The 25,079-nt window shown below is 33.6% G+C and carries 27 protein-coding genes; 8 read left to right on the forward strand and 19 right to left on the reverse strand.

Going from position 1 to position 25,079, the window contains the following annotated elements; genetic code table 11:
- The first annotated feature begins 84 nt into the window (after positions 1-84).
- Both AC23L6_RS11770 and AC23L6_RS11775 read left to right on the forward strand, forming a co-directional pair.
- Positions 85-627, forward strand: coding sequence for a phytoene desaturase family protein (locus AC23L6_RS11770; protein WP_487562672.1), 543 nt, complete (start codon positions 85-87; stop codon positions 625-627).
- Positions 628-1,518, forward strand: coding sequence for a phytoene desaturase family protein (locus AC23L6_RS11775; protein WP_487562671.1), 891 nt, complete (start codon positions 628-630; stop codon positions 1,516-1,518).
- A gap of 15 nt (positions 1,519-1,533) precedes the next feature.
- Here the strand turns inward: AC23L6_RS11775 and AC23L6_RS11780 are convergent, their stop codons facing one another.
- The 9 genes from AC23L6_RS11780 to AC23L6_RS11820 form a co-directional block, all read right to left on the reverse strand.
- The gene (locus AC23L6_RS11780) at positions 1,534-2,280 is read right to left on the reverse strand and encodes a tetratricopeptide repeat protein (protein ID WP_487562670.1); all 747 of its coding nucleotides are present in this window, start codon (positions 2,278-2,280) and stop codon (positions 1,534-1,536) included.
- A 26-nt stretch (positions 2,281-2,306) separates the two neighbouring features.
- Complete coding sequence (locus tag AC23L6_RS11785) at positions 2,307-4,064, reverse strand: BatD family protein (protein ID WP_487562669.1); 1,758 nt, start codon at positions 4,062-4,064, stop codon at positions 2,307-2,309.
- Positions 4,065-4,100: 36 nt separating this feature from the next.
- On the reverse strand, positions 4,101-4,862 hold the full coding sequence (locus AC23L6_RS11790; RefSeq protein ID WP_487562668.1) for a tetratricopeptide repeat protein: 762 nt from the start codon (positions 4,860-4,862) through the stop codon (positions 4,101-4,103).
- Positions 4,862-5,899, reverse strand: coding sequence for a VWA domain-containing protein (locus tag AC23L6_RS11795; protein ID WP_487562667.1), 1,038 nt, complete (start codon positions 5,897-5,899; stop codon positions 4,862-4,864). Before AC23L6_RS11795 ends, AC23L6_RS11790 begins: the two co-directional genes overlap by 1 nt.
- Before the next feature lie 6 nt (positions 5,900-5,905).
- Positions 5,906-6,907, reverse strand: coding sequence for a vWA domain-containing protein (locus AC23L6_RS11800; protein ID WP_487562666.1), 1,002 nt, complete (start codon positions 6,905-6,907; stop codon positions 5,906-5,908).
- Positions 6,907-8,538: a hypothetical protein gene (locus tag AC23L6_RS11805; RefSeq protein WP_487562665.1), complete on the reverse strand. Its 1,632-nt coding sequence runs from the start codon at positions 8,536-8,538 to the stop codon at positions 6,907-6,909. The genes AC23L6_RS11800 and AC23L6_RS11805 overlap by 1 nt, the downstream gene beginning before the upstream one ends.
- 73 nt (positions 8,539-8,611) lie before the next feature.
- Positions 8,612-8,968 carry a four helix bundle protein gene (locus AC23L6_RS11810; protein WP_487562664.1) on the reverse strand — a complete coding sequence of 119 codons (357 nt, stop codon included), beginning with the start codon at positions 8,966-8,968 and terminating at the stop codon, positions 8,612-8,614.
- 80 nt (positions 8,969-9,048) lie between these two features.
- Positions 9,049-9,912 (reverse strand): DUF58 domain-containing protein, encoded by an 864-nt coding sequence (locus AC23L6_RS11815; protein ID WP_487562663.1) that lies wholly within the window; start codon positions 9,910-9,912, stop codon positions 9,049-9,051.
- 72 nt (positions 9,913-9,984) lie between these two features.
- Positions 9,985-10,989 (reverse strand): AAA family ATPase, encoded by a 1,005-nt coding sequence (locus AC23L6_RS11820; protein WP_487562662.1) that lies wholly within the window; start codon positions 10,987-10,989, stop codon positions 9,985-9,987.
- 210 nt (positions 10,990-11,199) lie between these two features.
- On the opposite strand from AC23L6_RS11820, the gene AC23L6_RS11825 reads away from it, so the two are divergent.
- From AC23L6_RS11825 to AC23L6_RS11840, 4 genes are all read left to right on the forward strand, one after another.
- Positions 11,200-12,072 carry an aldo/keto reductase gene (locus tag AC23L6_RS11825; RefSeq protein WP_487562661.1) on the forward strand — a complete coding sequence of 291 codons (873 nt, stop codon included), beginning with the start codon at positions 11,200-11,202 and terminating at the stop codon, positions 12,070-12,072.
- A 68-nt stretch (positions 12,073-12,140) separates the two neighbouring features.
- Positions 12,141-13,280 (forward strand): DUF5929 domain-containing protein, encoded by a 1,140-nt coding sequence (locus AC23L6_RS11830; protein ID WP_487562660.1) that lies wholly within the window; start codon positions 12,141-12,143, stop codon positions 13,278-13,280.
- A 15-nt stretch (positions 13,281-13,295) separates the two neighbouring features.
- Positions 13,296-14,021: a metallophosphoesterase family protein gene (locus AC23L6_RS11835; RefSeq protein ID WP_487562659.1), complete on the forward strand. Its 726-nt coding sequence runs from the start codon at positions 13,296-13,298 to the stop codon at positions 14,019-14,021.
- Positions 14,022-14,068: 47 nt separating this feature from the next.
- Positions 14,069-14,563, forward strand: coding sequence for a DUF6646 family protein (locus AC23L6_RS11840; protein ID WP_487562658.1), 495 nt, complete (start codon positions 14,069-14,071; stop codon positions 14,561-14,563).
- A gap of 71 nt (positions 14,564-14,634) precedes the next feature.
- Here the strand turns inward: AC23L6_RS11840 and AC23L6_RS11845 are convergent, their stop codons facing one another.
- The 6 genes from AC23L6_RS11845 to AC23L6_RS11870 all read right to left on the reverse strand — a co-directional run bounded on the left by AC23L6_RS11845 (position 14,635) and on the right by AC23L6_RS11870 (position 18,581).
- Positions 14,635-15,564, reverse strand: a complete 930-nt coding sequence (locus AC23L6_RS11845) for a DUF3078 domain-containing protein (RefSeq protein ID WP_487562657.1) — start codon at positions 15,562-15,564, stop codon at positions 14,635-14,637.
- 71 nt (positions 15,565-15,635) lie between these two features.
- Positions 15,636-16,145, reverse strand: coding sequence for a DUF2480 family protein (locus AC23L6_RS11850; protein WP_487562656.1), 510 nt, complete (start codon positions 16,143-16,145; stop codon positions 15,636-15,638).
- 23 nt (positions 16,146-16,168) lie between these two features.
- On the reverse strand, positions 16,169-16,492 hold the full coding sequence (locus tag AC23L6_RS11855; protein ID WP_487562655.1) for an SUF system Fe-S cluster assembly protein: 324 nt from the start codon (positions 16,490-16,492) through the stop codon (positions 16,169-16,171).
- 4 nt (positions 16,493-16,496) lie between these two features.
- The gene (locus AC23L6_RS11860) at positions 16,497-16,916 is read right to left on the reverse strand and encodes a SufE family protein (protein WP_487562654.1); all 420 of its coding nucleotides are present in this window, start codon (positions 16,914-16,916) and stop codon (positions 16,497-16,499) included.
- Positions 16,913-17,350 carry a hypothetical protein gene (locus tag AC23L6_RS11865; protein WP_487562653.1) on the reverse strand — a complete coding sequence of 146 codons (438 nt, stop codon included), beginning with the start codon at positions 17,348-17,350 and terminating at the stop codon, positions 16,913-16,915. The genes AC23L6_RS11860 and AC23L6_RS11865 overlap by 4 nt, the downstream gene beginning before the upstream one ends.
- 16 nt (positions 17,351-17,366) lie before the next feature.
- Entirely contained in the window at positions 17,367-18,581 is a 1,215-nt protein-coding gene (locus tag AC23L6_RS11870) for an aminotransferase class V-fold PLP-dependent enzyme (protein ID WP_487562652.1), read from the reverse strand.
- A 123-nt stretch (positions 18,582-18,704) separates the two neighbouring features.
- On the opposite strand from AC23L6_RS11870, the gene AC23L6_RS11875 reads away from it, so the two are divergent.
- On the forward strand, positions 18,705-20,045 hold the full coding sequence (locus tag AC23L6_RS11875; protein ID WP_487562651.1) for a serine hydrolase domain-containing protein: 1,341 nt from the start codon (positions 18,705-18,707) through the stop codon (positions 20,043-20,045).
- Between the two features lie 63 nt (positions 20,046-20,108).
- On the opposite strand, the gene sufD is transcribed toward AC23L6_RS11875, so the two are convergent.
- From sufD to AC23L6_RS11895, 4 genes are read right to left on the reverse strand one after another with little or no spacing between them, the layout of a single operon-like run.
- Entirely contained in the window at positions 20,109-21,425 is a 1,317-nt protein-coding gene (gene sufD / locus AC23L6_RS11880; RefSeq protein ID WP_487562650.1) for a Fe-S cluster assembly protein SufD, read from the reverse strand.
- A 1-nt stretch (position 21,426) separates the two neighbouring features.
- A complete protein-coding gene (gene sufC, locus AC23L6_RS11885; protein ID WP_487562649.1) occupies positions 21,427-22,173 on the reverse strand; it encodes a Fe-S cluster assembly ATPase SufC in 747 nt (248 codons plus the stop codon).
- Between the two features lie 33 nt (positions 22,174-22,206).
- Positions 22,207-23,655: a Fe-S cluster assembly protein SufB gene (sufB, locus tag AC23L6_RS11890; protein ID WP_487562648.1), complete on the reverse strand. Its 1,449-nt coding sequence runs from the start codon at positions 23,653-23,655 to the stop codon at positions 22,207-22,209.
- Positions 23,656-23,665: 10 nt separating this feature from the next.
- Positions 23,666-23,995 (reverse strand): HesB/IscA family protein, encoded by a 330-nt coding sequence (locus tag AC23L6_RS11895; RefSeq protein WP_487562647.1) that lies wholly within the window; start codon positions 23,993-23,995, stop codon positions 23,666-23,668.
- A 196-nt stretch (positions 23,996-24,191) separates the two neighbouring features.
- Here AC23L6_RS11895 and AC23L6_RS11900 point away from each other — a divergent pair, with 196 nt between their 5' ends.
- Entirely contained in the window at positions 24,192-25,052 is an 861-nt protein-coding gene (locus AC23L6_RS11900) for an MBL fold metallo-hydrolase (protein WP_487562646.1), read from the forward strand.
- Positions 25,053-25,079 lie beyond the last annotated feature (27 nt).

Below are 25,079 nucleotides of genomic sequence, written 5' to 3' on the forward strand. Positions count from 1 at the left end.
TTTTTAACTTGTATTTATTATTTTCTTACATTCACGGTAAATTTTTAAAACAGAACAAATACATTAAATCTCCATTAATATAATATGAATAAAAAAGATTTTGATGCAATAATAGTAGGCTCTGGTCCAAATGGTTTAGCAGCTGCGATAACGTTGCAAAAAGCAGGTCTTTCCGTTTTAGTTATTGAAGGAAAAGATACTATTGGTGGTGGTATGCGGACTCTTGAACTAACTTTACCAGGTTTTAAACACGATGTATGTTCAGCCATACATCCTATGGCTATGGGGTCTCCTTTTTTTGCTAATATTCCTCTAGATAAGCATGGATTAGAATTTATTCATGCTCCATTAGCGGCTGCACATCCTCTTGACAATAGCGAGACTGCAATTTTATCAAAATCAATAAAAGAAACAGCCATTTCTTTAGGAATTGATCAGGATGCCTATCTAAGTCTTATAGAACCATTAGTGGAATCATGGCCAAAAATAGCCGCTGATGTAATGAGTCCTTTGCGTTTTCCTAAACATCCCTTTCTTATGGCTCAATTCGGATTAAATGCCATGAAATCAGCTAGTTGGATTGCCAATCGTTTTTCTACTGAAAAGGCCAAAGGTTTATGGGCATGAATGGCTGCCCATTCTATCCAACCATTAACCAATTATTCTACGGCCGCTATTGGTATGGTACTCTCCGCAGTGGGCCATATTCATGGATGGCCCATTCCTAAGGGCGGTTCACAATCCATTGCCAATGCTTTGGCTTCCTATTTTATGTCATTGGGTGGAAAAATAGAAACTGGCTTTATGGTTCAATCATTAAATCAATTACCTTCTTCAAATTCAGTTCTATTTGATGTTACCCCTAAACAACTACTGCAAATTGCTGGCGATAGCTTTTCACCTTTATACAAGTGGCAATTAGAAAGATATCGATACGGTATGGGCGTTTTTAAAATAGATTGGGCATTGAGCGAACCTATTCCTTTTGCTTCCCCTGAATGCAGAATGGCTGGAACTGTTCATCTTGGCAATACATTTAGCGAAATAGCTGCTGGAGAACAATTGTCATCGTCTGGAGGTCATCCAGAAAAACCTTTTGTTTTATTGGCACAACAAAGTTTATTTGATTCCACGCGTGCTCCAGAAGGCAAACAAACCGCTTGGGCATATTGTCATGTACCAAATGGTTCCACTGCAGATATGACAAAAGCTATTGAAAATCAAGTGGAACGTTTTGCACCTGGTTTTAAAGATATAATTTTGGAACGAAATATTATAAATTCCATGCAAATGGAGGCTTATAATCCAAATTATATTGGTGGTGATATCAATGGAGGTATCATAGATATTGGTCAATTATTTACTAGACCTGCCTTGCGCACTTCTCCATATAGAACCTCTGCAAAAGGAATGTATATTTGCTCTTCTTCGACACCACCGGGTGGAGGAGTACATGGAATGTGTGGTTTTCATGCAGCAAAAACTGCTTTAGACGATGTTTTTAAAATAAAATTGTAATAGTATTGATGTCTTTTATTGTTTTACTTCTCGGATAGCACTTTCTTCAATCCATCCTTCGGAACCATCGGTCAATTGTATTTTTTTCCAATTCTCCAGAGTTTCTTTCACAAAAACTTTGGTTCCTTCGTGAAGTATGAAGACTTCTGAACCAGACGCTCTTGGCTCATTTTTTACCGAAACTGCTTCAGCAAAAATAATTGCTGGTCTTTCATTCTCGTAATGGTTTTTTTCGAAAATTGCCGATAAAATACTGATTAAAAGCAAAAACACAAGAACAAACATTCCTATAAAGAAAACTCTTTTGAATACTGTAGTTTGAGAAAAATAGTATCCAATAAAAAACAATACAACTAAAAAAACAAAAGCTACAGCTATCCATGCCCAAGTATTGTAATGAAAGGTTCCTGTGAAATCTCTAATTAACTTTTCAAAACCAACTTTTGGCACTTCTTTAATCTCATCTATCTGTAATTTATGTGCAAATTTTAAATTGTTTTGGACTTCTTTATCATTGGGTTCCAGCACCAATGCTTTTTCATAATTATAAATCGCAGGGGCTACTTTGTTCATTTTATAATAACAATTCCCAATATTGAAATACAATTCTGCAGATTGCTTGTTCTCTTTTACAACACTTTCATAGGCCTTAATTGCTTGCGAGTAATTGCCTTTTTGGTACAGTTCATTTCCTCTATCAAATCCATTTTTGGAAAAGAGAAGTTGTGTTACTAATAAGAATATATAAACTGTTTTTTTCATTTTCTATTTGCCTTTTAGAATTTACATTACACGATTTGTTTTTCTAATTCTGAAAGTATTGTAACTGCCTTATCATAATCCTGCTGAATAGTAACACTTGATGATGGCGCATATCGAGCCAATTCACAATTTTCAGTTAAATCGATAAACGACTGAACGGTTTCTAAGCTCACATTTTTAGAGGTCAAAATTTCTTTTATTTTGTCCTTGCTCATTTCAGAAGTTTCAATGTAGAGTTTGGCTTTCAAAAAGTTGTGCATCGCTTTTTCCAAAGCAATATAAAACGGTTCTTTGTTATTGATTTGCTGTTTGGCTTCTGATAAATATTTTTTAGCCAATCGATTATTCATTTTTATTTTATTGCCATAAACGTCTGCATCAATGGCTTCTTTTTTCCTCTTAAACAAGACTATCATAGGGATAGCTAAAAAGGGCAAAATCATCAAAGCGTCGAATAAGGTTGAGCCAAAGAAATCATCTTTTTTGATATCCGTTAGACTTGTTTTTAATTTGATAAAATGAAATTGTTCTCCAGCTGAAACTCTCATCTTTGAAACACCAGAGTTAGTCACAACCGCGTTTTCAGAGGCAGAAGGCCCGTCTAAAACGTTAATCATAATTTCTGGTGAAGTTATCGTTTTGTATCTTCCCAATCCTAAATCAAAATAGGAAAACGACATGGGTTTGATGGGATATTTACCTTTAAACTGCGGAATAATCGTATACAAATCTGAAATTTGCCCATTCATTCCAGAAAGCGGAGTTTGTATTTTTTCGTTATGAACAGGGTCATACAACTCTATAGAACTTGGAACAACGGGTTTGGGTAAGGTAAATAATTTTAGATTTCCAGTCCCCGAAACCGCCACTTTCAAATCTAAAGATTCTCCATTTTTAAGATTCGTTTTTGATGGTGTGACGGTAAAATTAAATCTCCCTACTGCACCAGAAAAATCCTCAGGTTTACCCGTTTCTGGTAATGGCTTCACGGTAATAGTTTTGCTTCCTGCGGAAACTCTTTTGTTATCTTCTACAACTTGAACTTGTCCAAAAATATTTCTTCTGTTTGTTGGAACTTGAACATCGATGTCTAAAGATAACGGCTCAATTTCTAGCTTACCTGATTTTTGAGGATATAAAACGGTTTTTCTTAAAACAACATATCTATATTTTTCACCATTGTATCTTCCTTCCTCAGCCACCAATTGTTTGATGTCAATATTTTGACTCCAAAAATCATTGTATTTTGGTTTGTTGAGTTCTCGCCAATCGGTAATTCCAATATTATAACTGAAATACAATTTATAAACCACTGTTATTGGTTCGTTTACATAAGGATTCCCTTTTGAAATATCAGCTACAAGGTGGATGGCGTCGTCAGCAGAAATTTGAGGTTCATCATTGGGGTCTCTTGGTTGCTCTACAGCTGCGGTAACATTAATTCGTATTGGATTTGTTTTATAGATTTGTCCGTTAATCTCTACCGTAGCTTGTCGTATTGTTAAAGTCCCTTTTTGTGTTGGTAATAAAAAATAAGAATAGGATTTGTTGAATGAACTTCTACCATTAATCCACGATTGACTCACTTGTTGACTAGGTCCGCCAACGATTCTAAACCCTTCGAAGGAAGGCGGAGAAAAATTATCTCCATCAGCATTCATAGTAAAATCTATTCGGAGTCTTTCGTTGAGTCCAAGAGTGTTTTTACTGACCTTTGCTTCAAATTGTATCTGAGCAAAAAGTCCTTGAAAACTTATCATTAAAAGAAAAATATACTTTTTCATTGTTCTGTAATCATTTGTGAATGGTTCTTATACCTTTTACCAATCTTTTTCCGTTTGTACTGGTTTTCCCTTTACTTTTTGAGCGTTTACTTTATCTTGTATTTTCTTTTCTTCGTTGTTTACAGCATCGAGCAAATTTTGCAGACGTTCTTTAGAAATTCCACCTGGTTTAGGTTGTGGTTGTTGTGGCTGATCGTCTTTGCCTTTATCGTCTTTTTTATCTTTATCGCCCTGATTCTTATCTTTTTTATCCTTATCTCCGTCTTTTTTATCGTCCTTTTTATCTTTATTATCCTTGTCGCTGTCTTTCTTGTCCTCTTTTTTATTTTTATCCTTCTTATCCTTGTCTTTTTTATCATCGTTCTTAGGAGGATTTTCTTTCAACATCTTTTTTGCTAAAGCATAATTATAGCGTGTTTCTTCATCATTAGGGTTGTTTCTCAATGCATTTTTGTAGGCTTCGACCGCTTGTGAATAATTTTTTTCTTTCATAAACACATTGCCTAAATTATGAAATGCCTTATGTTTTTCAGACTGAGACATGGTATTCTCAATGGCTTTCAGATATGAAAACTTGGCCTCACTTGGCTGATTTTGTCTATAAATTGCATTTCCTAAATTGTAAGAAGCAGTACTGTTTTTAGCTTTTTTTGATTGCGATATTCTATAATTCGCTTCGGCATCGGCATACTTCTTTGCCTCAAATTCTTCGTTGCCTTTGGGTAAATTTTTATCTTTTTCCTGCGCAAATGTAACAAAGGAAATAAATAACAAACTATATATAATTAGATTTTTCATTATTCCTTTTCATTAAATAAATTCAACTTCTTAATCCAATTAGTGACTCTTTCTGATAGAAAAATGTCTAAAAACAATATGAAGAAAGCAATTCCCAAAAACCATTGAAACTGAGATTGAAAATCGGCCATTTGTGTCGCCTCAAATTCGGTCTTCTGAATATTTTCTAATGCTTTTTTTATATACTCTAGAACTTCTTTTGTGTTATTCCCGTTTACATACCCTCCATTAGTAGCCTTTGCTATTGTAGTGAGACTCTCTTGATTTAGCTTCGTAATAACTACTTCATTATTATTATCCCTTTTAAAGCTTTCTACAACTCCATTTCTTTTTATTGGAATTGGACCTCCTTTTTCGGTTCCTACTCCAATAGTAATAATTTTCATGCCATTTTTATTGGCTTCAGCCGCAGCGTCTTCTGCCCCTTCAGAATGATCTTCACCATCAGAGATTAAAATCAATAATTTACTGGTTTTATTTCCTTTGTCAAAATAGGTAGAAGATAATTTTATCGCTTCATCAAGTGAGGTTCCTTGCGAAGAAACCATGGTTGTATTCATGCTTTGCAAAAACATTTTTGCGACACCATAATCTGTAGTAATGGGTAAAACTGGAAACGCACTACCAGCATAGGCCACAATTCCAATTCTATCATTACCCAATTGATTGATGATTTGCGAAACAATTTGTTTGCTTTTTTCTAATCGGCTTGGAGCCACATCTTCGGCTAGCATACTTTTAGAAACATCCATCGCAAAGACAATATCGATACCTTCACGCTTTACAGTTTCCATTTTGGTGCCAATTTTAGGATTTACCAATCCAAAAACCAACGCAGCCAATGCCAAGAGAAAAATAATAAATTTTAAAACTGGTTTAAAAACAGATTTATCAGGACTCAATTTTCTGAGTAATTCTAAATCGCCAAATTCCCGTTGCTTTTTTCTTTTCCAAAATTGAATATACAAGAAAACACCAACTAAAATTGGAATGATAAACAAGAGATACAAATAACTTTTTTCTTCTAACTCGTACATTTTTCTTTATATAAAACTTCTGAAAATGGTATTTCTCAAACTAATTTCTGCTAAAAGCAATATTCCAGCAATCCAAACAAAAGGTCGGTATTTTTCGTCGTAATCATAGAATTTTAATTCTTCTATTTCTGTGGTTTCTAACTTATTAATTTCCTTATAAATTTGAGCTAATTTGTCATTACCCGTCGCTCTAAAATATTTTCCTCCTGTTTTTTGGGCAATGCTTTGCAACAATTTCACATCGATTTCCACCTGCATCATTCTAAAAAGAAATTGTCCATTTGGTGCTATTGCATAAGGAAATTCAGCCATTCCGTTGGTTCCAATTCCTATGGTATACACTTTTATTCCATATTGTTGAGCAATATCCGAAGCTGTTTCGGGCTCAATAAATCCTGCATTGTTTACACCATCTGTTAAAAGTATAATTACTTTACTTTTGGCTTTACTTTCTTTTAAACGATTTATTGCAGTTGTCAATCCCATGCCAATTCCTGTTCCGTCTTGCAAAACATTATCATACTTTATACTACTAATAGCATCCAATATTACTGCTTTATCACTAGTAACTGGTGTTTTTGTATAAGCTTCGGCGGCATAAACTACTAATCCTATTCGGTCGTTAGGTCTCTGTTGAACAAAGTCGGAAGCTACTCTTTTAAGTGCTTCCATTCGATTGGGTTTCAAGTCCTTGGCAAGCATACTTCCCGAAACGTCAACAGCCATAACAATATCAATTCCTTTAGTTGTTTTAGTTTTGTTACTTATATCTACAGTTCTAGGTCTAGCCATTGCTACAATTAACGAACTTAGCGCTAATAATCGCAAAACATGTAAAAACGGATACACCTTAGCTAAAATTGAATTTGTACCTTGAAAACCTTTTAGCGAACTTACTTTTAATGTTGGCGTTTGCTTATTTCTTCTCCTAAATAACCAAGCAATCGCTATTGGAATTAAAAGAAAGAGCCAAAAAAACTCAGGATTTAAAAAGGTAACGTTTTTCATTATTCGCTTGCTTTTTTAAGTTCGACAGAGTTTAAAATACGTTCTGATATTTCATTGGCATATTTATCGCCTTCTTTATGCATGGTTATAATTTGCTGTAAGCCTCCTTCTTGACTGAATAAAAGAATTTCATAATAGATTTTAGTGCTACTTTTATTAATCCCATCAATTTTAGAAAAAGTTCCGTATCCTTTTATTCCGTTCACACCTTCTTTTGTGTCAAACTCATCTTGCTTTACAATCATGTTTTGTCCTCCTTGCGATTCTATCATTTTTATAGAACCTTCTAATGATTTTGATAAGTCTATTTCGGATTCTTGTTTGAATTTAAAAGTCGAAACCATAACGAAAAAGTCATCTGTAAAGGTTCCAAAAGCGAATGATTGCATCTCCTTTATCAATGCCATTCCTTCTTTTGGCAAAAATTGGGTTAAATCCATTCTTTTGAGCACTTTTGGCGTCTCAATTCTAATACTTGGGTTGCCATATTCACTGTAAATCCATTCGCCTTCTAACAATTCTTTCGATTGATTTCCAAGAATAGTATCTTTTACAAAATCAAAGCCTTTAGTAACAACAAAGAAAATGAATAAGCCAACTATAGCTCCAACAACAATTCCAACAGAAGTGATGATTCTGTCTTTTCGTTTTTTCTGTAATTGTTTCTTTATTTGTTCTTGTCGTTGCAGTTCGTTTAGGAGTAATTCATCTTCTGATTCTACGACAACAGGAATCGATTTATCAAGTGTTATGATTGATTTTTCTATCTTTTTTCGATCTTCCGTAATTTCAAAGTCAAGCGGTTTTGATTTTGCAAATTTTACTAAATCTGCTTGTCGTAATACTTGTTCTAAATTTTCGATAGTTTCCTTAGAAAGTACCATTTTCTTTTTTAAAGAAGCTTGTCGAAGTCCATCTATTAACTCTGATGTTGTGCTTTCCATAGCAGGAATTTGTATAGCCTCTTCAATATAATTCCTAGCAATATCGGTTAGTTCACTATAATAAGCTTTGACTTCTCCTTTTTGCCACAACTCTTTTTTCTCGAGATTATTCAATAAAACCGTGGCTCTTTCTATTGGAGTTTTATATACTTCTTCTTCTATTACTTTCTTTTGTCTGATTTTAATCCACCAATAAACAAAAGCTCCTACTGCAGCAATCAGAATTAATACTAGTAATACTTTCCAAATCCAACTATTGCCTGATGAAGATTCGACAATAGGTTTGATGTCGTACATTTTTTGTTTCAACGTATCTACTGCCACATTGGCGACTTCCACTCGGATACTATCTGAAAAATAAGGTTTGTTATTAATCAATACTTTAATACTTGGAATGGTATATTTTCCACTATCAAACTGAGTCAAACCGTATTTTTTGATTAATTCATAGGTAGCTCCATTTTTGACAGTATCAATCTTGTAAGAACGAATAACTTCTAAAGGTCCGATGTTTTTAATACTTGGAAATACCACCTTAGATGTAGTGTCTACAGCTGTTTTCAAAGTGAGCTTAAACTCGGCGCCAATCTTATTTTTAGTAGTATCAATACTCGTAATGACTTGCTTTTGCTGAGCAAAGACAATGGTACAAAACAGCAAGAATAGTATGTAAAAGAAATTTTTCATTTTTATATTTTCGATTGAAGATTAACGATTTTTGATTTCAGATGTTCATATCTGATATTGTTAATCTTTTCATTCAAGAATTATTTTTTGATGTTTTTATACTTGAAACAAAAATTGATATTAATTCATTAGCTTCTTTTTTTGCTAAGATTAAATTTTCTAAATCTGATGATAAATTTGATTTTTCAATTATCCTTAAACAAACAAATGTTTCTCTTAATTCTTTTAGGCAAATTCCCATTTTATGAATAAAATCCTTTTTACTTTCAGCACTTTGAGCTTCACCATAATTTAAAGCTGGTGAAGTTCCTGATCGAATTATTTGTCCCGCGAGATGATTACCCGCATAGTTTTTTTCGAACTTATTTGCGACGGTAATTACAGTTGCAGCAAAATCTATCAATCTGTCTTCAAGCTCTTGTTTATTCATTTTAAATTTTTTCTATCAAAATTAACTCTCTTTACAACCAAATCTGAAATCAAAAATCGTTAATCCACAATCACCAATCCTTATCTTGATTTAAAATAACCTAATAATTTTGTCACATAACTTTCGTCAACTCGAGTATTTACAACTCCTGAGCCAGACTTACTAAACGTTTCTTTAAAATACTGTACTCTATCATGATAGTATTTTTCATAATTCAGTCGAACCGATTTAGAACTTGTATCGATTAATTGTGTTGCTCCTGTTTCTGCATCCAGCATCGCAACCATTCCCAAATTGGGCATTTTTTCTTCTCGAATATCATACACTCGAATTCCCGTAATGTCATGTTTTTTTGAAGCTATTTTCAAAGTATGTTCGTACTCATCAGACATAAAATCAGAGATGACAAATACAATAGCTTTCTTTTTTTGTGTTCCCGACAAAAATTTTAATGCCTGAGAAATATCTGTTTTATGACTTTGAGGCTGAAATTCTATAAGCTCACGAATAATCCTCAACACGTGTGAGCGTCCTTTTTTGGGAGGAATGTATAATTCTATTTGGTCAGAAAACAAAATCAAACCAATTTTATCATTATTTTGAGTTGCCGAAAAAGCCATTGTAGCTGCGATTTCAATAATGATGTCTTTTTTAAATTGATTCTTGGTTCCAAAACTTTCTGAACCCGAAATATCTACCATTAGCATCATGGTGAGTTCGCGCTCTTCTTCAAAAACTTTTACATGCGCTTCGTTGTAACGAGCAGTAACATTCCAATCAATAGCTCGAATATCATCGCCATATTGATAGGGACGTACCTCAGAAAAAGTCATTCCTCGTCCTTTAAATGATGTATGGTACTCTCCCGAAAAGATATGATCACTCAATCTACGGGTTTTAATTTCAATCTTACGTACTTTTTTGAGTAAGTCTTTTGTTTCCATTTTTCTTTTGTTTGTAGTTTTTGGTTTGCCGTTTATGGTTAACCACAAACTAAAAACAATAAACTATAAACATTAAGGCACTTCGATTTCGTTAACAATTTTATTTATGATGTCAACAGAAGTAATATTTTCCGCCTCTGCTTCATAAGTAATACCTATTCTATGACGCAACACATCGTGTACAACAGCTCGAACATCTTCTGGAATCACATAACCTCTACGTTTGATAAAAGCGTAACATTTTGCAGCATTAGCAAGATTGATACTTCCACGAGGTGAAGCTCCAAAACTGATTAATGGTTTTAAATTTTCTAATTTATATTTTTCAGGGAAACGGGTAGCAAAAACAATATCAAGTATATATTTTTCAATTTTTTCGTCCATGTATACTTCACGAACAGCCTCTTGAGCTCTAAGGATTTGGTCAACGGAAACAACGGGATTTACTTTGTCATAGCTTCCTTTAAGATTTTGACGAATAACTAAACGTTCTTCATCAATTTTTGGATATTCTATTACTGTTTTCAACATAAAACGGTCTACCTGAGCCTCTGGCAAAGGGTAAGTTCCTTCTTGTTCGATAGGGTTTTGTGTTGCTAAAACTAAAAATGGTTTGTCTAATTTGAATGTCGTATCGCCAATGGTAACTTGTTTTTCTTGCATGGCTTCTAACAATGCCGATTGTACTTTGGCAGGAGCTCTGTTAATCTCATCGGCTAGGACAAAATTGGCGAAAATCGGTCCTTTTTTTATTGAAAATTCATTGGCCTTAATATTGTAAATCATTGTTCCAATTACGTCAGCTGGCAATAAATCAGGTGTGAATTGAATTCTGCTAAATGAGCCTTGAACAGCTTGTGATAAGGTATTTATAGCTAATGTTTTTGCTAAACCTGGAACACCTTCTAATAAAATATGCCCTTGCCCTAAAAGTCCAATCAACAAACGTTCCACCATGTGTTTTTGACCCACAATTACCTTATTCATTTCCATGGTAAGTAAATCAATAAAAGCACTTTCTCTTTCTATTTTTTCATTAATTGCTCTAATGTCTAGAGTCGTTGCATTTTCTTCCATTTGTTTTATTTATTGTTTCGAATTGAATAGACTAATTTTAACAGTGCAAATTGAAATTTTTTTTAGTTGAAAGATGTTAAAAAATGGTTAAAACTTATCTTAATCCTTGAATTTTAAGGATGATTTGTGAAACAATTTTCATATTTTTAAGAACTAAAAAAATCTTCTTAAAAACTAGAGATACGCTACATTTATTAAAAGATAAGAACTATGAGTAAAACATCATTATCACCTATTGTTGCTGGAACAATGAGTTGGGGAATTTGGGATAAAAACCTCAATCAAAAAGACATGGAAAATATGATTCATATTTGTCTAGAAAACAAAATTACCACCTTTGACCATGCAGACATTTATGGTTCTTACACGACTGAAGCTGCTTTTGGAAAAGCATTTGCTTCAAGCAAAATTTCGAGAGAAAAAATGCAACTTATTTCTAAATTTGGTATTCAACTTATTTCAGAAAACAGAACCAATTCAATCAAGCATTATAATTACTCCAAAGAGTATATTATTTGGTCAGTTGAAAATTCATTAAAAAACCTTCAAACTGATTTTTTAGATGTGCTTTTACTTCATCGACCAAGTCCTTTGATGCAGGCAGATGAAATTGCAGAAGCGGTTTCAAAATTAAAAGCCGAAGGAAAAATCATCGATTTTGGTCTCTCAAATTTTACTTCTTCACAAACTGAATTGATTCGTCAAAAAACAGAAATAAGCTACAATCAAGTTCAATTTTCAGCAACTCACCATGAAGCAATGCTTGATGGTAGTTTTGATTATATGCAAATTCACAACATAAAACCCATGTCTTGGAATCCGCTTGGAACGGTGTTTAGAGAAGATATAGAACAAACAAGGAGATTAAAAAGAATTTTAGTCAAATTAGTTGAAAAATATCATGTTGGCTCAGACACGATACTGCTTTCTTGGATTCTACAACATCCTGCAAAAGTAATTCCTATAGCTGGGACTGTAAATGTAGCTCGCATTCAATCTCTTATGAAAGCTGTTGATTTACAACTCGAAAATGAAGATTGGTTTGCTATTTGGGCAGAAAGTATGGGGGTAGACGTGCCTTAAAAAAGTGTTCTGTGTTCAGTAATTAGTTGGCAGTAACTGAACACTAAACACTGAATACTTAATTTAACATGATAAATAAGCGTCTTCTAATAAAAAACCTTTTAGCTCACAACGACGAATGTAGTTTTTATGACAAAAAACGGCAGTTGAATTTACATACCCGTGAGGGAAAAGCAAAATTTTTAAAACACATTTGCGCGTTGTCAAATTCAAATCCTTCTAATAATTCCTATATTGTTGTAGGTGTCGAAGACCATGACAATGAAATTGTGGGTGATGATTTTTTTGATGATAGTCGGATACAGAATTTGGTAAATGCTTTTCTTGAAAACCCGCCAAAAATTCAGTATGAAAATGTGCCCTTCCCAAATTTACCAAAAGATAAAGTAATAGGTTTAGTGACTATTAAGCCCAAAAAAAGAACTTCTTTTTTTAAAAAGGGGATACACACTATTCTTCCTAACAGTGTTTTTATGAGAAGAGGGAGTAATACTGTTCCTGTTGAAAATGAATTCGAAAAAAATTATCAAAATACCGAAACAGTCATTGGTATCGAAAATAATTCAAGAAACAGTATTGCCTATACCCTTGATGGAGTAATTGATTTTATGAATTTCCGGCATAAAGACATGTCGCCAAAATACAAGGTTTTTAAAGAGTTATTTGTGATTTGCTGGGCTGGAATTCCCAAGAAAATTCACGACAAAACATTCCTGTCAAGAGTAGACATTGAATTGATTAACGAACAAATTAAGCTGTTTTATTCTGCATTAGACGAAGTGACAATTATTTTTGATGACGACAGCTTCACAATAACTGAATATGTGCCCTTGGGTTTAAACGATAAAACCACTTATTATCCTTTAGAAAAAAAAAACATTCGTTTTTTTGAAAATGGATACTACAAAATAGATCAAGAAATGCTGTTTCAGCCACCTGAATTCAATAAAAAAATGCTATTTCATATTTACAATTCCAACTTGATTTTGATAAATAAATTGCAAAGTGGTGTTGAACTTACCGAAAGAGAGCATCGAGATTTAATAAATTTGCCTTCTACATTTATGATTTGTTATCTAAATGGTTTTGATGAAGCCAAACAAAAACTAATTGATGCCAAAGATCTTTTAAAACCATTTACTCAAGTATATTTGTCGTTCAAAGAAGCGCTTCGAATTTTAAGAAAAATGAAATACAATGCCGAATAAAAAATACAACTTTAAATGAGAACACTCGTTATAGGAGATATTCATGGCGGTTTAAGAGCACTACACCAAATTATGGAAAGAGCTAAGGTGAGTCATGAAGATCAATTGATTTTTCTGGGAGACTATGTTGATGGATGGAGTCAATCTCCTGATGTTTTAGATTTTTTAATAGAATTGAATAATCGTCAAAACTGTGTTTTTATTCGAGGCAATCATGACGACCTTTTATTGTCTTGGCTCAACGAAAACAAGGATAATGTAATGTGGTACAAACACGGTGGTGAGGCAACGGTCTTGGCCTACGCAAAAGTAACCGAATCGATTAAGAAAAAACATATCGAGTTTTTAAAATCATTATCTAATTATTATTTAGACGAAGAAAACCGTTTGTTCATTCATGCCGGATTTACCAATATGAACGGAATTGATTTTGAGTACTCTCCGGAAATGTTTTATTGGGATAGAACCCTATGGGAAACCGCTTTAGGATTAAATAAAAACATAAAACCTACTGATTATAACTACCCCAAACGATTTACATTGTATAGAGAAATATTCATAGGCCATACTCCGCTAACAAGAATTGGAAAAACAGTTCCTTTACAAATGGCTAATGTTTGGAATGTTGATACAGGTGCAGCATTTACTGGTCCATTAACGATTATGGATGTTGATTCTAAAGAGTTCTGGCAAAGTGAACCGTTACCGCATTTATATCCCAATGAAAAAGGTCGAAATTAAATTTATTCAACTATTTTTGCGCAATAATTACTAACACATATACAATCATGAAAAAAATTATTACCCTATCATTACTTTTGTCAATTGGACTTATTAATGCACAAGCCTTCAAGGGCAAAGGTGATATTAAAGCACAAGTTGGAGCTAATATTCAAAATGGTGGAACAGGAATTCAACTATCGACTGATTTTGGTATTGGCGAAAATATGTCTTATGGTTTTACGGCATCGTATTTATTGTCAGTTGAAGAAAAATCAGGTGTTAAGCCTGAATTTGGCGATAGAATTGATGTAAAAGCGCGTTTTAATGCTAATTTAGGCAATGTTATCGGATTAGATAAAAAGATGGATGTTTATCCTGGATTAGACTTAGGTTTACGAAATTTTGGTGCGCATTTAGGATTCCGTTATTTCTTTTCAGAAGGTTTTGGGTTGTATACTGAAGCTGGAATTCCTATTGCAAAATACGACACTAACATAAATGATTTTGATAATTATAACAATCAGTTTACTGTTACTATTGGTGCTTCTTTTAATTTATAGAAAAACGTACCATTTCATAAAACAAAAGCCTTCAAAATTTGAAGGCTTTTGTGTTTTTAGTAATAAATTGTTTAGAATCCAAAGTTTATTCCTAAGCCCAACACTTGTCTAGTTTGTAACCCTCGAAAAGCATTGTCATCATATATGGCTTGAAAAGCTAAATTGGTTGACAAATATCTATTAATTCTCATTACAATTGCCAAGGAATAATCAATATCAACATTTTCAGGCTTATCTAAATAGTTAGTGTACATATTTAAAGTGTTTTCTGCTGAAACATTTGTCATTAAATTCAATTTATAATACAAGGATGCGTAAAAACCAAGTTCATATCGGTAACTCTTATTCGCATCTACACCAAAATAAGTTCCGTCAACATATCCATCCATAGAAGTGTTTGCTTTGTCTACGAACGTTATTTTTGACGTTAATGGCGCAAAGTTTAGTTTGAGATTATCACTTTTCTTCCAAAACATCCCTGGACCAAAAGTTAAATACCCTGGAGAAAACACGTTTGTATATTCTGTTCTTATCTCTTTTCCAAGGTCATCTTTACTATATATATAACCTTTAGTAAACTGAGTTCTGAAATTTAAAAACAAGGAATAATACCAATTCCCAAATGCCTTTTTCCCAAGAACAGAATTATATTCGAAACGGTCATCTGTTTTCTTTTCGAAATCAGCATTTTTAGTCTGTAATAAACCATAAGAAGCCAAAACTTTGTTGTCCCAGGTTAAATCATTTTTTTTGTAATTAAAGTCATAATTGATACTCAAATTACCAGATAAATTATCTTCACCACCAGCAACCCAGTTATTAAAATTAGATTGATTGAAAAGAAAAGAAAAATTACCTTTCCTCTTCCAGCCATTTCCTGAAGTGTCCACTAATATTTTAACAGCTTTCTCTGTATTTTGAATTAATTCCTTTTCTGAATTTTGTGCCTTAACCGAAATAATCGAGCAAAAAAGAGTTACTAATAATAGAATTTTTTTCATTTTCTTGTTTTAAAATTTACTCCACAAAGATACTAAAACAATTAAACTGTTAAATTTCTAGAGAAACAAACTCACTTCTTTGGAGATTTGTACAAGGGAACTGCTGAGCAAGCTTCGCCATACATAATACTTTTTGCAAAAGGCTGTAACTTTTGAGCGGCTATTATATAAGCACTTTTTGGAACAGGTTTCTTTGAACATCCTTTAATTATGACCGATTGATTTTTGTAAGGAGTGTAGTCTAGACGTTCTAAAATATCTTGATACATTACAATATCAATATCTTCTAAATTTCCGTTAACTATTTTTTTTGCAAAAGGGGCTAAATAAATAGTAACCAATACCGATGCCCAAGCAGGAAGTATCGCATCTGTGGAGCAATTAATAGCAACTAAATGATTTTGGTATTGTTCCCAGTTATGGTGTTTCAATGCTTCTCGAAATTCTTTTTCTTTTAACAAAAAACCTTCGATGAGCCATTGCGAAATATCTATTTGAGAGCGTATTTCTTTTGGATAATAATCTTCCAAATCGAAAACCTCAAGGCTTGAATTGGCAACTCTATTTATAATCTCATCCATTGTGATTATTATCTAAATATTATTTAGAGCATTCCTAATTCTAATTTTGCTTCTTCGCTCATCAAATCTTTACTCCAAGGTGGATCGAATGTAATTTCTACATCAGCATCTTTTACATTCTCTATCGATTTGATTTTTTCTTCAACTTCTAGAGGTAAGGTTTCTGCAACTGGGCAATTTGGAGAAGTCAATGTCATTAGAATTTTTACTTCATAATCCTCATTGACCATTACATCATAAATCAACCCCAATTCGTATATGTCTACAGGAATTTCTGGGTCGTATATGGTTTTCAATTTTTTTACGATTTCTTCTCCTAGTAAATTTGTGTCTATTTCTTGTTCCATATTTTTATTTTTTTGTGTTGAATGCTAAAGCATACATTTTAATGTTTTTTATCATCGATACCAAACCATTGGCACGAGTTGGTGACAAATGCTCTTTTAAACCAATTTTATCAATAAAACTCATATCGGCATCCAAAATATCACTTGCTTTCTGATTGGAAAAAGTGCGTATTAAAATGGCTATAATGCCTTTGGTTAATATCGCATCACTATCAGCTGTAAAAATAATTTTATCGTCTGCTTGTTCTCCTTTCAACCAAACTTTAGATTGGCATCCTTTGATTAAATTATCATCTGTTTTGAACTCTTCTTGAATAAGCGGAAGGCTTTTTCCTAACTCAATGATGTATTCGTATCGCTGCATCCAATCATCAAACATCGAAAACTCATCGACAATTTCGTCTTGTATTTCTTTTATATTCATTCTTTTTCCTTAACTAATGCATTTATTGTATCGACTAATTTCTTGATTTCAGAGGGCGGATTGCCATGGTCAAAAGAAGCCGATTCATAAACTTTATCTTTGTATGTAATTTTTAAATTGGCGATTGCTGCTCCATCATAAAACCGTTTTTTTGAAGGTGCTTCTAGATTTGGAAGTTTCTCTAAATCAACTTTCTGGAAAGCTTCAATAATTTTTTGCCAATCAGCATCCGCAATCTTTACAGGTGCAGGATTATCATCTCCTCTTCTGTCTTTAGAAACAGTAACTGTTTTATTTTGAACCACTATTTTTTTATAAAAGCCCCTTGTATTGGCTACATATTCAACCACAGTAGTTTCCAAATCTTCGTTCTTCTGAGCCTCGCATCCTTTTCCTAAAAAAAGAGTTAAAAACAATAGAGATAGTATTTTCATAAGATATAGTTTGTTTTTATGACAACATTAATTTTGCTTTTTTAACGGCTTCGACCATTATATCAATCTCTTCCTTGGTATTGTAGAAAGCAAATGATGCTCTTATCGTTCCAGGAATATTAAAGAAATTCATCACTGGTTGCGCACAATGGTGTCCTGTTCTGACCGCTATACCTAACTTGTCAATTATTGTACCAATATCATACGGATGAATGCCTTCTATGTTAAACGAAATTACGGAAGTTTTTTTTGATGCGGTTCCAAAAATTTTTAAACCTTCTATTTCGAGCAATCTTTTAGTTCCATATTCTAATAATTCCTTTTCTTGCTCTTGAATGTTTTCAATACCAATTGAATTGATGTAATCCACAGCTGTACCTAAAACAATTCCACCAGCAATATTAGGTGTTCCTGCCTCAAATTTATGCGGTAAATCGGCATAAGTCGTTTTTTCGAAAGTAACTTCTTTAATCATTTCTCCACCACCTTGATAAGGCGGAAGTGCATTCAGCCACGATTCTTTTCCATATAAAATTCCCGTTCCTGTTGGGCCAAACATTTTGTGTCCTGAAAAAACATAAAAATCACAATCCAACTCTTGAACATCGGGTTTCAAATGCGAAACGGCTTGCGCTCCATCAATCAAAACGGCTGCGCCCACTTTATGTGCGCTATCAATAATAGATTTAATAGGATTGATAGTTCCTAAAGCATTCGAAATATGATTAACAGTGACCATTCTAGTTCTATCTGAAAGTAATTTTTCAAATTCTGAAAGAAGTAACTCGCCGTTTTCATTCATTGGAATCACTCTTAACGTTGCGCCCGTTTTTTCACACAACATTTGCCAAGGCACAATATTGCTGTGATGTTCCATGGCAGAAACTAAAATCTCATCTCCTGATTTTAAAATAGAAGCAAAACCATTAGCAATAGCATTAATTCCATGAGTTGTTCCGGACGTAAAAATCACTTCGTGTGCAAACTTGGCATTGATATGATTTTGAATGGTATTTCGAGAAGCTTCATAAGCATCTGTTGCCAATTGGCTTAAGGTGTGAACCCCTCGATGAATATTGGCATTAATTTCTTGATAATATTTTGAAATCGCATCGATTACCACTTGTGGTTTTTGCGATGTAGCTCCATTATCGAAATAAACTAAAGGCTTTCCATTTACTTTTTGTGACAGAATAGGAAAATCAGCTCTTACTTTTTGAATGTCTAACATTGTTTATTTAGAATTTTTCTAAATACAAAAGTAATAAAATTGAAACTGAAACTTGTGAAACAGCTGTTAATAATTACTTTATTTTTCTACATTTACTACTATTCAATCTTTACCTCTTTTGTAATGAAAAAAATCATCAAACTTCTAGGAATAGCCTTATTAGCTTTTGTTATTTATTATGGTTTTACGACCTATCCAAAACTGGATTTAATATCTGGTTTTTCGGCAAAAAGTATTGCCTCTGGTCATTTTATCGACCATCGTTCTCAGGAAATGATTGAAAAAGGAGACAATGACATTCCAATGATTGATCTTGCAAAGAACAAAATTGACGACATCGGAAAATTTGCAACTGCTTCCGTTTACGGGCTAAAAGAGCGCAAAGCAATTTATCGTGAAGGGCTTGGTGCTACTTTAATCAATGATGATTTTGATGTTACAAAACGGTATGAAGTTCCTCAACGAAACAAATTAAACAACAACTTGCCTTATCCTTTTGGGAATTTAGAACCCAAAGACACGATTTTTGCAAACATAAATTATGACAAATTACAAAAAGCGGTTGCGGATGCTTTTGATAAAAAGGGAGAGAAAAACAAAAGAACTCGTTCACTTATTATTATTTATAAAGACAAAATTATAGCCGAAAAATATACCGAGGGTTTCGATAAAAACTCGAAAATTCTAGGTTGGTCTATGACCAAAAGTATTACTGGAACCTTGTTTGGAATTCTCGAAAAACAAGGAAAAATCAACATTATGAAACCTGCCCCTATTACAGAATGGCAAAATGATGAGCGTTCTAAAATCACCATCAACGATTTATTGCACATGAATTCTGGTTTAGAATGGGAAGAGGATTACACCAAAATTTCTGATGTGACTAAAATGTTGTTTCAAGCAGAAGACATGTCACAATCTCAAATCAATAAACCCTTAGTTGGAAAACCAAATGCCACTTGGAATTACTCTTCAGGAACCACCAATTTATTGAGTGGGATTTTACGAAAACAATTTAAAACACATCAAGAGTATTTAGATTTTTGGTATTCGGCTTTGATTGACAAAATTGGCATGAACTCGATGGTGGTAGAAACCGATATGGCGGGAAATTTTGTGGGTTCGTCCTACAGTTGGGCAACAACTCGAGATTGGGCAAAATTTGGTTTGCTTTATTTACACAAAGGTCATTGGAACGGCGAACAATTGTTTGATGAAAGTTGGGCAAAATACGTTGCAACACCAACCAATACTTCTAACGGAAATTATGGTGCGCAATTTTGGTTAAACGCTGGAGGACAATTTCCAAATGTCCCTAAAGACATGTATTACTGCAGCGGTTACCAAGGACAAATGATAGCTATTTTGCCAAGCCATGATTTGGTAATAGTACGCATGGGATTGAGCGAAGAATTTGATTTTAACAAGCTATTGAGTGAAGTTATATCATCTATCAACAAATAGAAAAGAGCGCAAGGTTAAAACTTTGCGCTCTCAATATATTTATGCTATTCGCTCCTAATTCTTCTACAAATCAAACCCTAAACTCACACCCAATTTATCTGCAATAATCCTAGTAATTCGTTTTTTTAATTCTGGTATTTTAATGCTTTCAATCACATCGTTAGAAAACGCATACATCAACAAGGCTTTAGCCTCTTTCTTAGGAATACCGCGTTGTTGCATGTAGAACATGGCGCTTTCATCTAGCTGACCAATCGTGCAGCCATGAGAACATTTTACGTCGTCGGCGAAGATTTCTAACTGTGGTTTTGCGTTGATAGTGGCTTTGTCGCTCAATAAAATGTTGTTACTTTTTTGAAAAGCATTGGTCTTTTGAGCTTCTTTTTCAACGAAAATTTTTCCGTTAAAAACTCCCGTTGAACGATCTGAAAAAATCCCTTTATAATCTTGATGACTTTCGCAATTAGGCTGCTCATGACGCACCAAAGTATAATGGTCTACGTGTTGATTGTCGCCAATAATCGTAATGCCGTTTAAATGACTTACGATTCTTTCACCATAATGGTAAAAATTCAGATTGTTTCTAGTCAAATTTCCTCCAAAAGAAAAGGTATTTACAGAAACCGTACTTTCCATTTTTTGAGAAACATAGGTATTGTCAATCAAATTGGCCTCTAGATTGTCATTTTGAATTTTGTAATAATCAACAATCGCGCGTTTTTGAGCAAAAATTTCAGTAACCGAATTGGTCAAAACAGCATTTTCGTTCAAGCTTTGGTGTCTTTCAATAATTTGCACATGTGAATTTTCGCCCACGATGATTAAATTCCTTGGTTGCACCAATAATGCAGCTTCTTTATCTGTAGAAAAATACATAATTTCAATAGGTTTATCAGCTACTTTACTTTTCGGAATATTGATGTAAGCTCCTTCATTGGCAAAAGCCGTATTCAACGAAGTCAAACTCTCGTCTTTACTGGCTATTTGGTTGAAATAAGCATCAATAACCATTTTATATTTTGGCTTATTTAATGCCGAAGACATCAAACAAACATCAATCCCGTCGTGAGTAGTTGAAGATAAAAATGAACTAAATACGCCGTCAATAAAAACTACTTTGTAGGTATCAATTTCGTGAAGGAAATATTTCTTTACTTCTTTGAATTCAATTGCGTTTTCCTGCTTTGGGAATACCGAAAAATCATTTTTTAAAATAGCATTTAGCGAAGTGTATTTCCATGCTTCTTCTTTTTTGGTAGGGAAGCCTTTGTTTTCGAAATTTTTAAGGGCTTTAATACGAACGTCGTGCAAATCAGATTGCACATCAATTCGTTCCTCAAAAGCCATAAATGACGATACTAATTTTTCTTTCAACTCCATTTTAATTCTCTGCTTTAATCCAATCGTATCCTTTTTCTTCTAATTCATAGGCTAATTCTTTTCCGCCTGATTTTACAATTTTTCCATTGTATAAAACATGAACAAAATCAGGAACTATATAATCTAAAAGTCTTTGATAATGCGTAATTACAATCACTGCATTGTCTTTACTTTTCAATTTATTGACACCATTAGCAACAATTCGCAAGGCATCAATGTCTAAACCAGAATCGGTTTCGTCAAGAATAGCTAGTTTTGGTTCTAGCATGGCCATCTGAAAAATTTCATTTCGTTTCTTTTCACCTCCAGAAAAACCTTCGTTTAATGAACGTGATAAAAACTTACGGTCTATTTCTAATAATTCTGATTTTTCGCGAATCAATTTCAGCATTTCATTAGCGGGCATTTCTTCTTTTCCGTTGGCTTTACGACCTTCATTGATAGCGGTTTTCATAAAGTTTGTTACGGAAACTCCTGGTATTTCAACAGGATATTGAAACGAAAGAAAAACACCTTTATGTGCTCTTTCTTCAGGTGCTAAATCGGATAAATCTTCCCCTTCTAATTCAACAGAACCTTCAGTAACTTCATAATTTTCATTTCCAGCTATTACGGCTGAAAGTGTACTTTTCCCAGAACCATTAGGTCCCATAATTGCATGAACTTCTCCTGCTTTTACTTCAAGGTTGATGCCTTTTAATATCTCTTTGTCTTCTACAGAAGCGTGTAAATTTTTTATTGATAACATTTTGTAAATGTGTTTATTCTGATTTATGATTAATTATCCTACTGAGCCTTCTAGCGAAATTTCTAATAATTTCTGAGCTTCTACTGCAAATTCCATTGGCAATTTATTCAACACGTCTTTGCTGAAACCGTTTACGATTAAAGCAATCGCTTTTTCGGTTGGAATTCCTCTTTGGTTGCAATAAAAAACTTGGTCTTCGCCAATTTTACTGGTTGTCGCTTCATGCTCAATTTTTGCCGTAGGATTTTTACTTTCTATATATGGAAAAGTATGTGCTCCGCAATTATTACCCATAAGTAACGAATCACATTGAGAAAAATTTCTAGCATTTTCAGCTCTTGCGCTAACCTGAACTAAGCCTCTATAACTGTTATTGGATTTTCCCGCTGAAATTCCTTTGGAAATAATGGTTGATTTAGTGTTTTTACCTAAATGAATCATTTTAGTTCCTGTATCCGCTTGTTGATAATTATTGGTTACAGCAATAGAATAAAATTCACCAACAGAATTATCTCCTTTTAAAACTACCGAAGGATATTTCCAAGTTATAGCAGATCCCGTTTCCACTTGTGTCCATGAGATTTTTGCATTCTTTTCGCAAAGCCCTCTTTTGGTTACAAAATTATATACGCCGCCTTTTCCTTCTTTATTTCCTGGATACCAATTTTGTACGGTTGAATATTTAATTTCTGCGTCTTCTAATGCTATAAGCTCCACTACTGCCGCATGCAATTGATTTTCATCTCGACTTGGTGCAGTACATCCTTCAAGATAGGAAACATAACTTCCTTCGTCGGCTATTAGAAGTGTTCGTTCAAATTGACCTGTACCAGCTTGATTAATTCTAAAATACGTGGATAATTCCATTGGGCAACGAACGCCTTTTGGAATGTAACAAAAAGACCCGTCAGAAAAAACGGCTGAGTTTAAGGCTGCATAAAAATTGTCTTTTTGTGGTACAACGGTTCCCAAATACTTCCTCACTAAATCTGGATACTCCCGAATAGCTTCGGAAATACTCATGAAAATAATACCTTTTTCTGCTAATGTCTTCTTGAAAGTGGTCGCTACCGAAACAGAATCGACTACGATATCCATAGCGATATTGTTCATTTTCTTTTGCTCGTCGATAGAAATTCCTAACTTTTTGTACATTTCTAAAAGTTCAGGGTCTACATCATCCAATGTTTTGTTTGGATCCACTTTCTTAGGTGCTGAATAGTACGAAATGGCTTGGAAATCAGGTTTTTCATAGTGAACATTAGCCCATTCTGGCTCAACCATTTCTTGCCATGCCCAAAAAGATTCGATACGCCAATCGGTCATCCATTGTGGTTCTTCTTTCTTTAAAGAAATGGCGCGAATTATGTCTTCATTTAAACCAATTGGAAAGGTTTCAGACTCTATATTCGTGTAAAAACCGTACTCGTATTCTTTATTTTCCAGTTCGACTTTTAAATCGTCTTCTGTATATTTTGCCATAGTATTTTATTTAAAGAGAAAAACTCTCTCCACATCCACAAGTTCTGCTTGCATTTGGATTATTAAACACAAAACCTTTTCCGTTCAATCCACCAGAAAACTCTAAAACAGTTCCCACTAAATATAAATAGGATTTCTTCTCAACGGCAATTTTGACATTGTTTACCTCAAAAACTTTATCATTTTCGCCTATTTCTTTGTCAAATTTCAATTCATAAGATAATCCTGAACAACCACCGCTTTTTACGCCTACTCTAACATAGTCATGGGCTGCATCAAATCCATCGTCTTTCATCATGTCGACGATTTTTTTACTTGCTATATCTGATACTTGTATCATTTCTTATTTTGATTTTGTCTAAATTAACAGCAAAGATATTACAATTAATGCTTTTTGCCACATTCCATAACATTTTTATAACTAATAATTCAATAGAAAAAGTTTATGCTATAAGATAAAAAGAAAATAGATTTGTTTAAATTGCATGTTTGTAACTCAATTATGGATTTTTATTTCTCCATACAAAATAATCACTATGAAACTATATCCTATAGAAACTGGAAATTTTAAACTCGATGGCGGCGCTATGTTTGGCGTAGTTCCCAAAACCATTTGGAATAAAACCAATCCTGCCGATGAGAATAATTTAATAGAACTTGTCGCAAGATGTCTACTAATTGAAGATGGCAATCGTTTACTATTGATTGATACGGGAATGGGAAACAAACAATCGGATAAATTTTTCGGTTACTACTCGCTTTGGGGAACGCATTCTATGGACAAATCCTTAGCAAAATTTGGATTTCATCGAGATGACATTACCGATGTATTTATGACGCATCTCCATTTTGACCATTGTGGCGGTAGTGTACAATGGAACAAAGACAAAACAGGATATGAGGTGGCTTTTAAAAATGCAAAATTTTGGACTAACGAAAATCACTGGGAATGGGCTACAATTCCTAATGCCCGAGAAAAAGCTTCGTTTCTACCTGAAAATATTTTGCCAATGCTTGAAAGCGGACAACTTCACTTTATTAAAAGACCTGAAACCGATTTTCTTGAAAAATCTGAATTGGATTTCGGTATTTTTTTCGTTGACGGTCACACCGAAAAAATGATGATTCCTCACATCCAGTATCAAGACAAAACCATTTGTTTTATGGCTGATTTATTACCGACTGTTGGACATATTCCTTTGCCGTACGTCATGGGTTATGACACAAGACCGCTACTAACCATGCCAGAAAAATCTAAGTTTTTAAATGCTGCAGCTGAAAATAATTATTATTTATTCTTGGAACATGATGCACATAACGAAATTATAACTGTTGAAAAAACCGAAAAAGGAGTTCGATTAAAAGAAATATTCCAATCGGACGAAATCTTAAAATAGCGTTAACTTTTCGAGAAATATAACAAA

The organism is Flavobacterium sp. R1_16 (assembly GCF_057652095.1).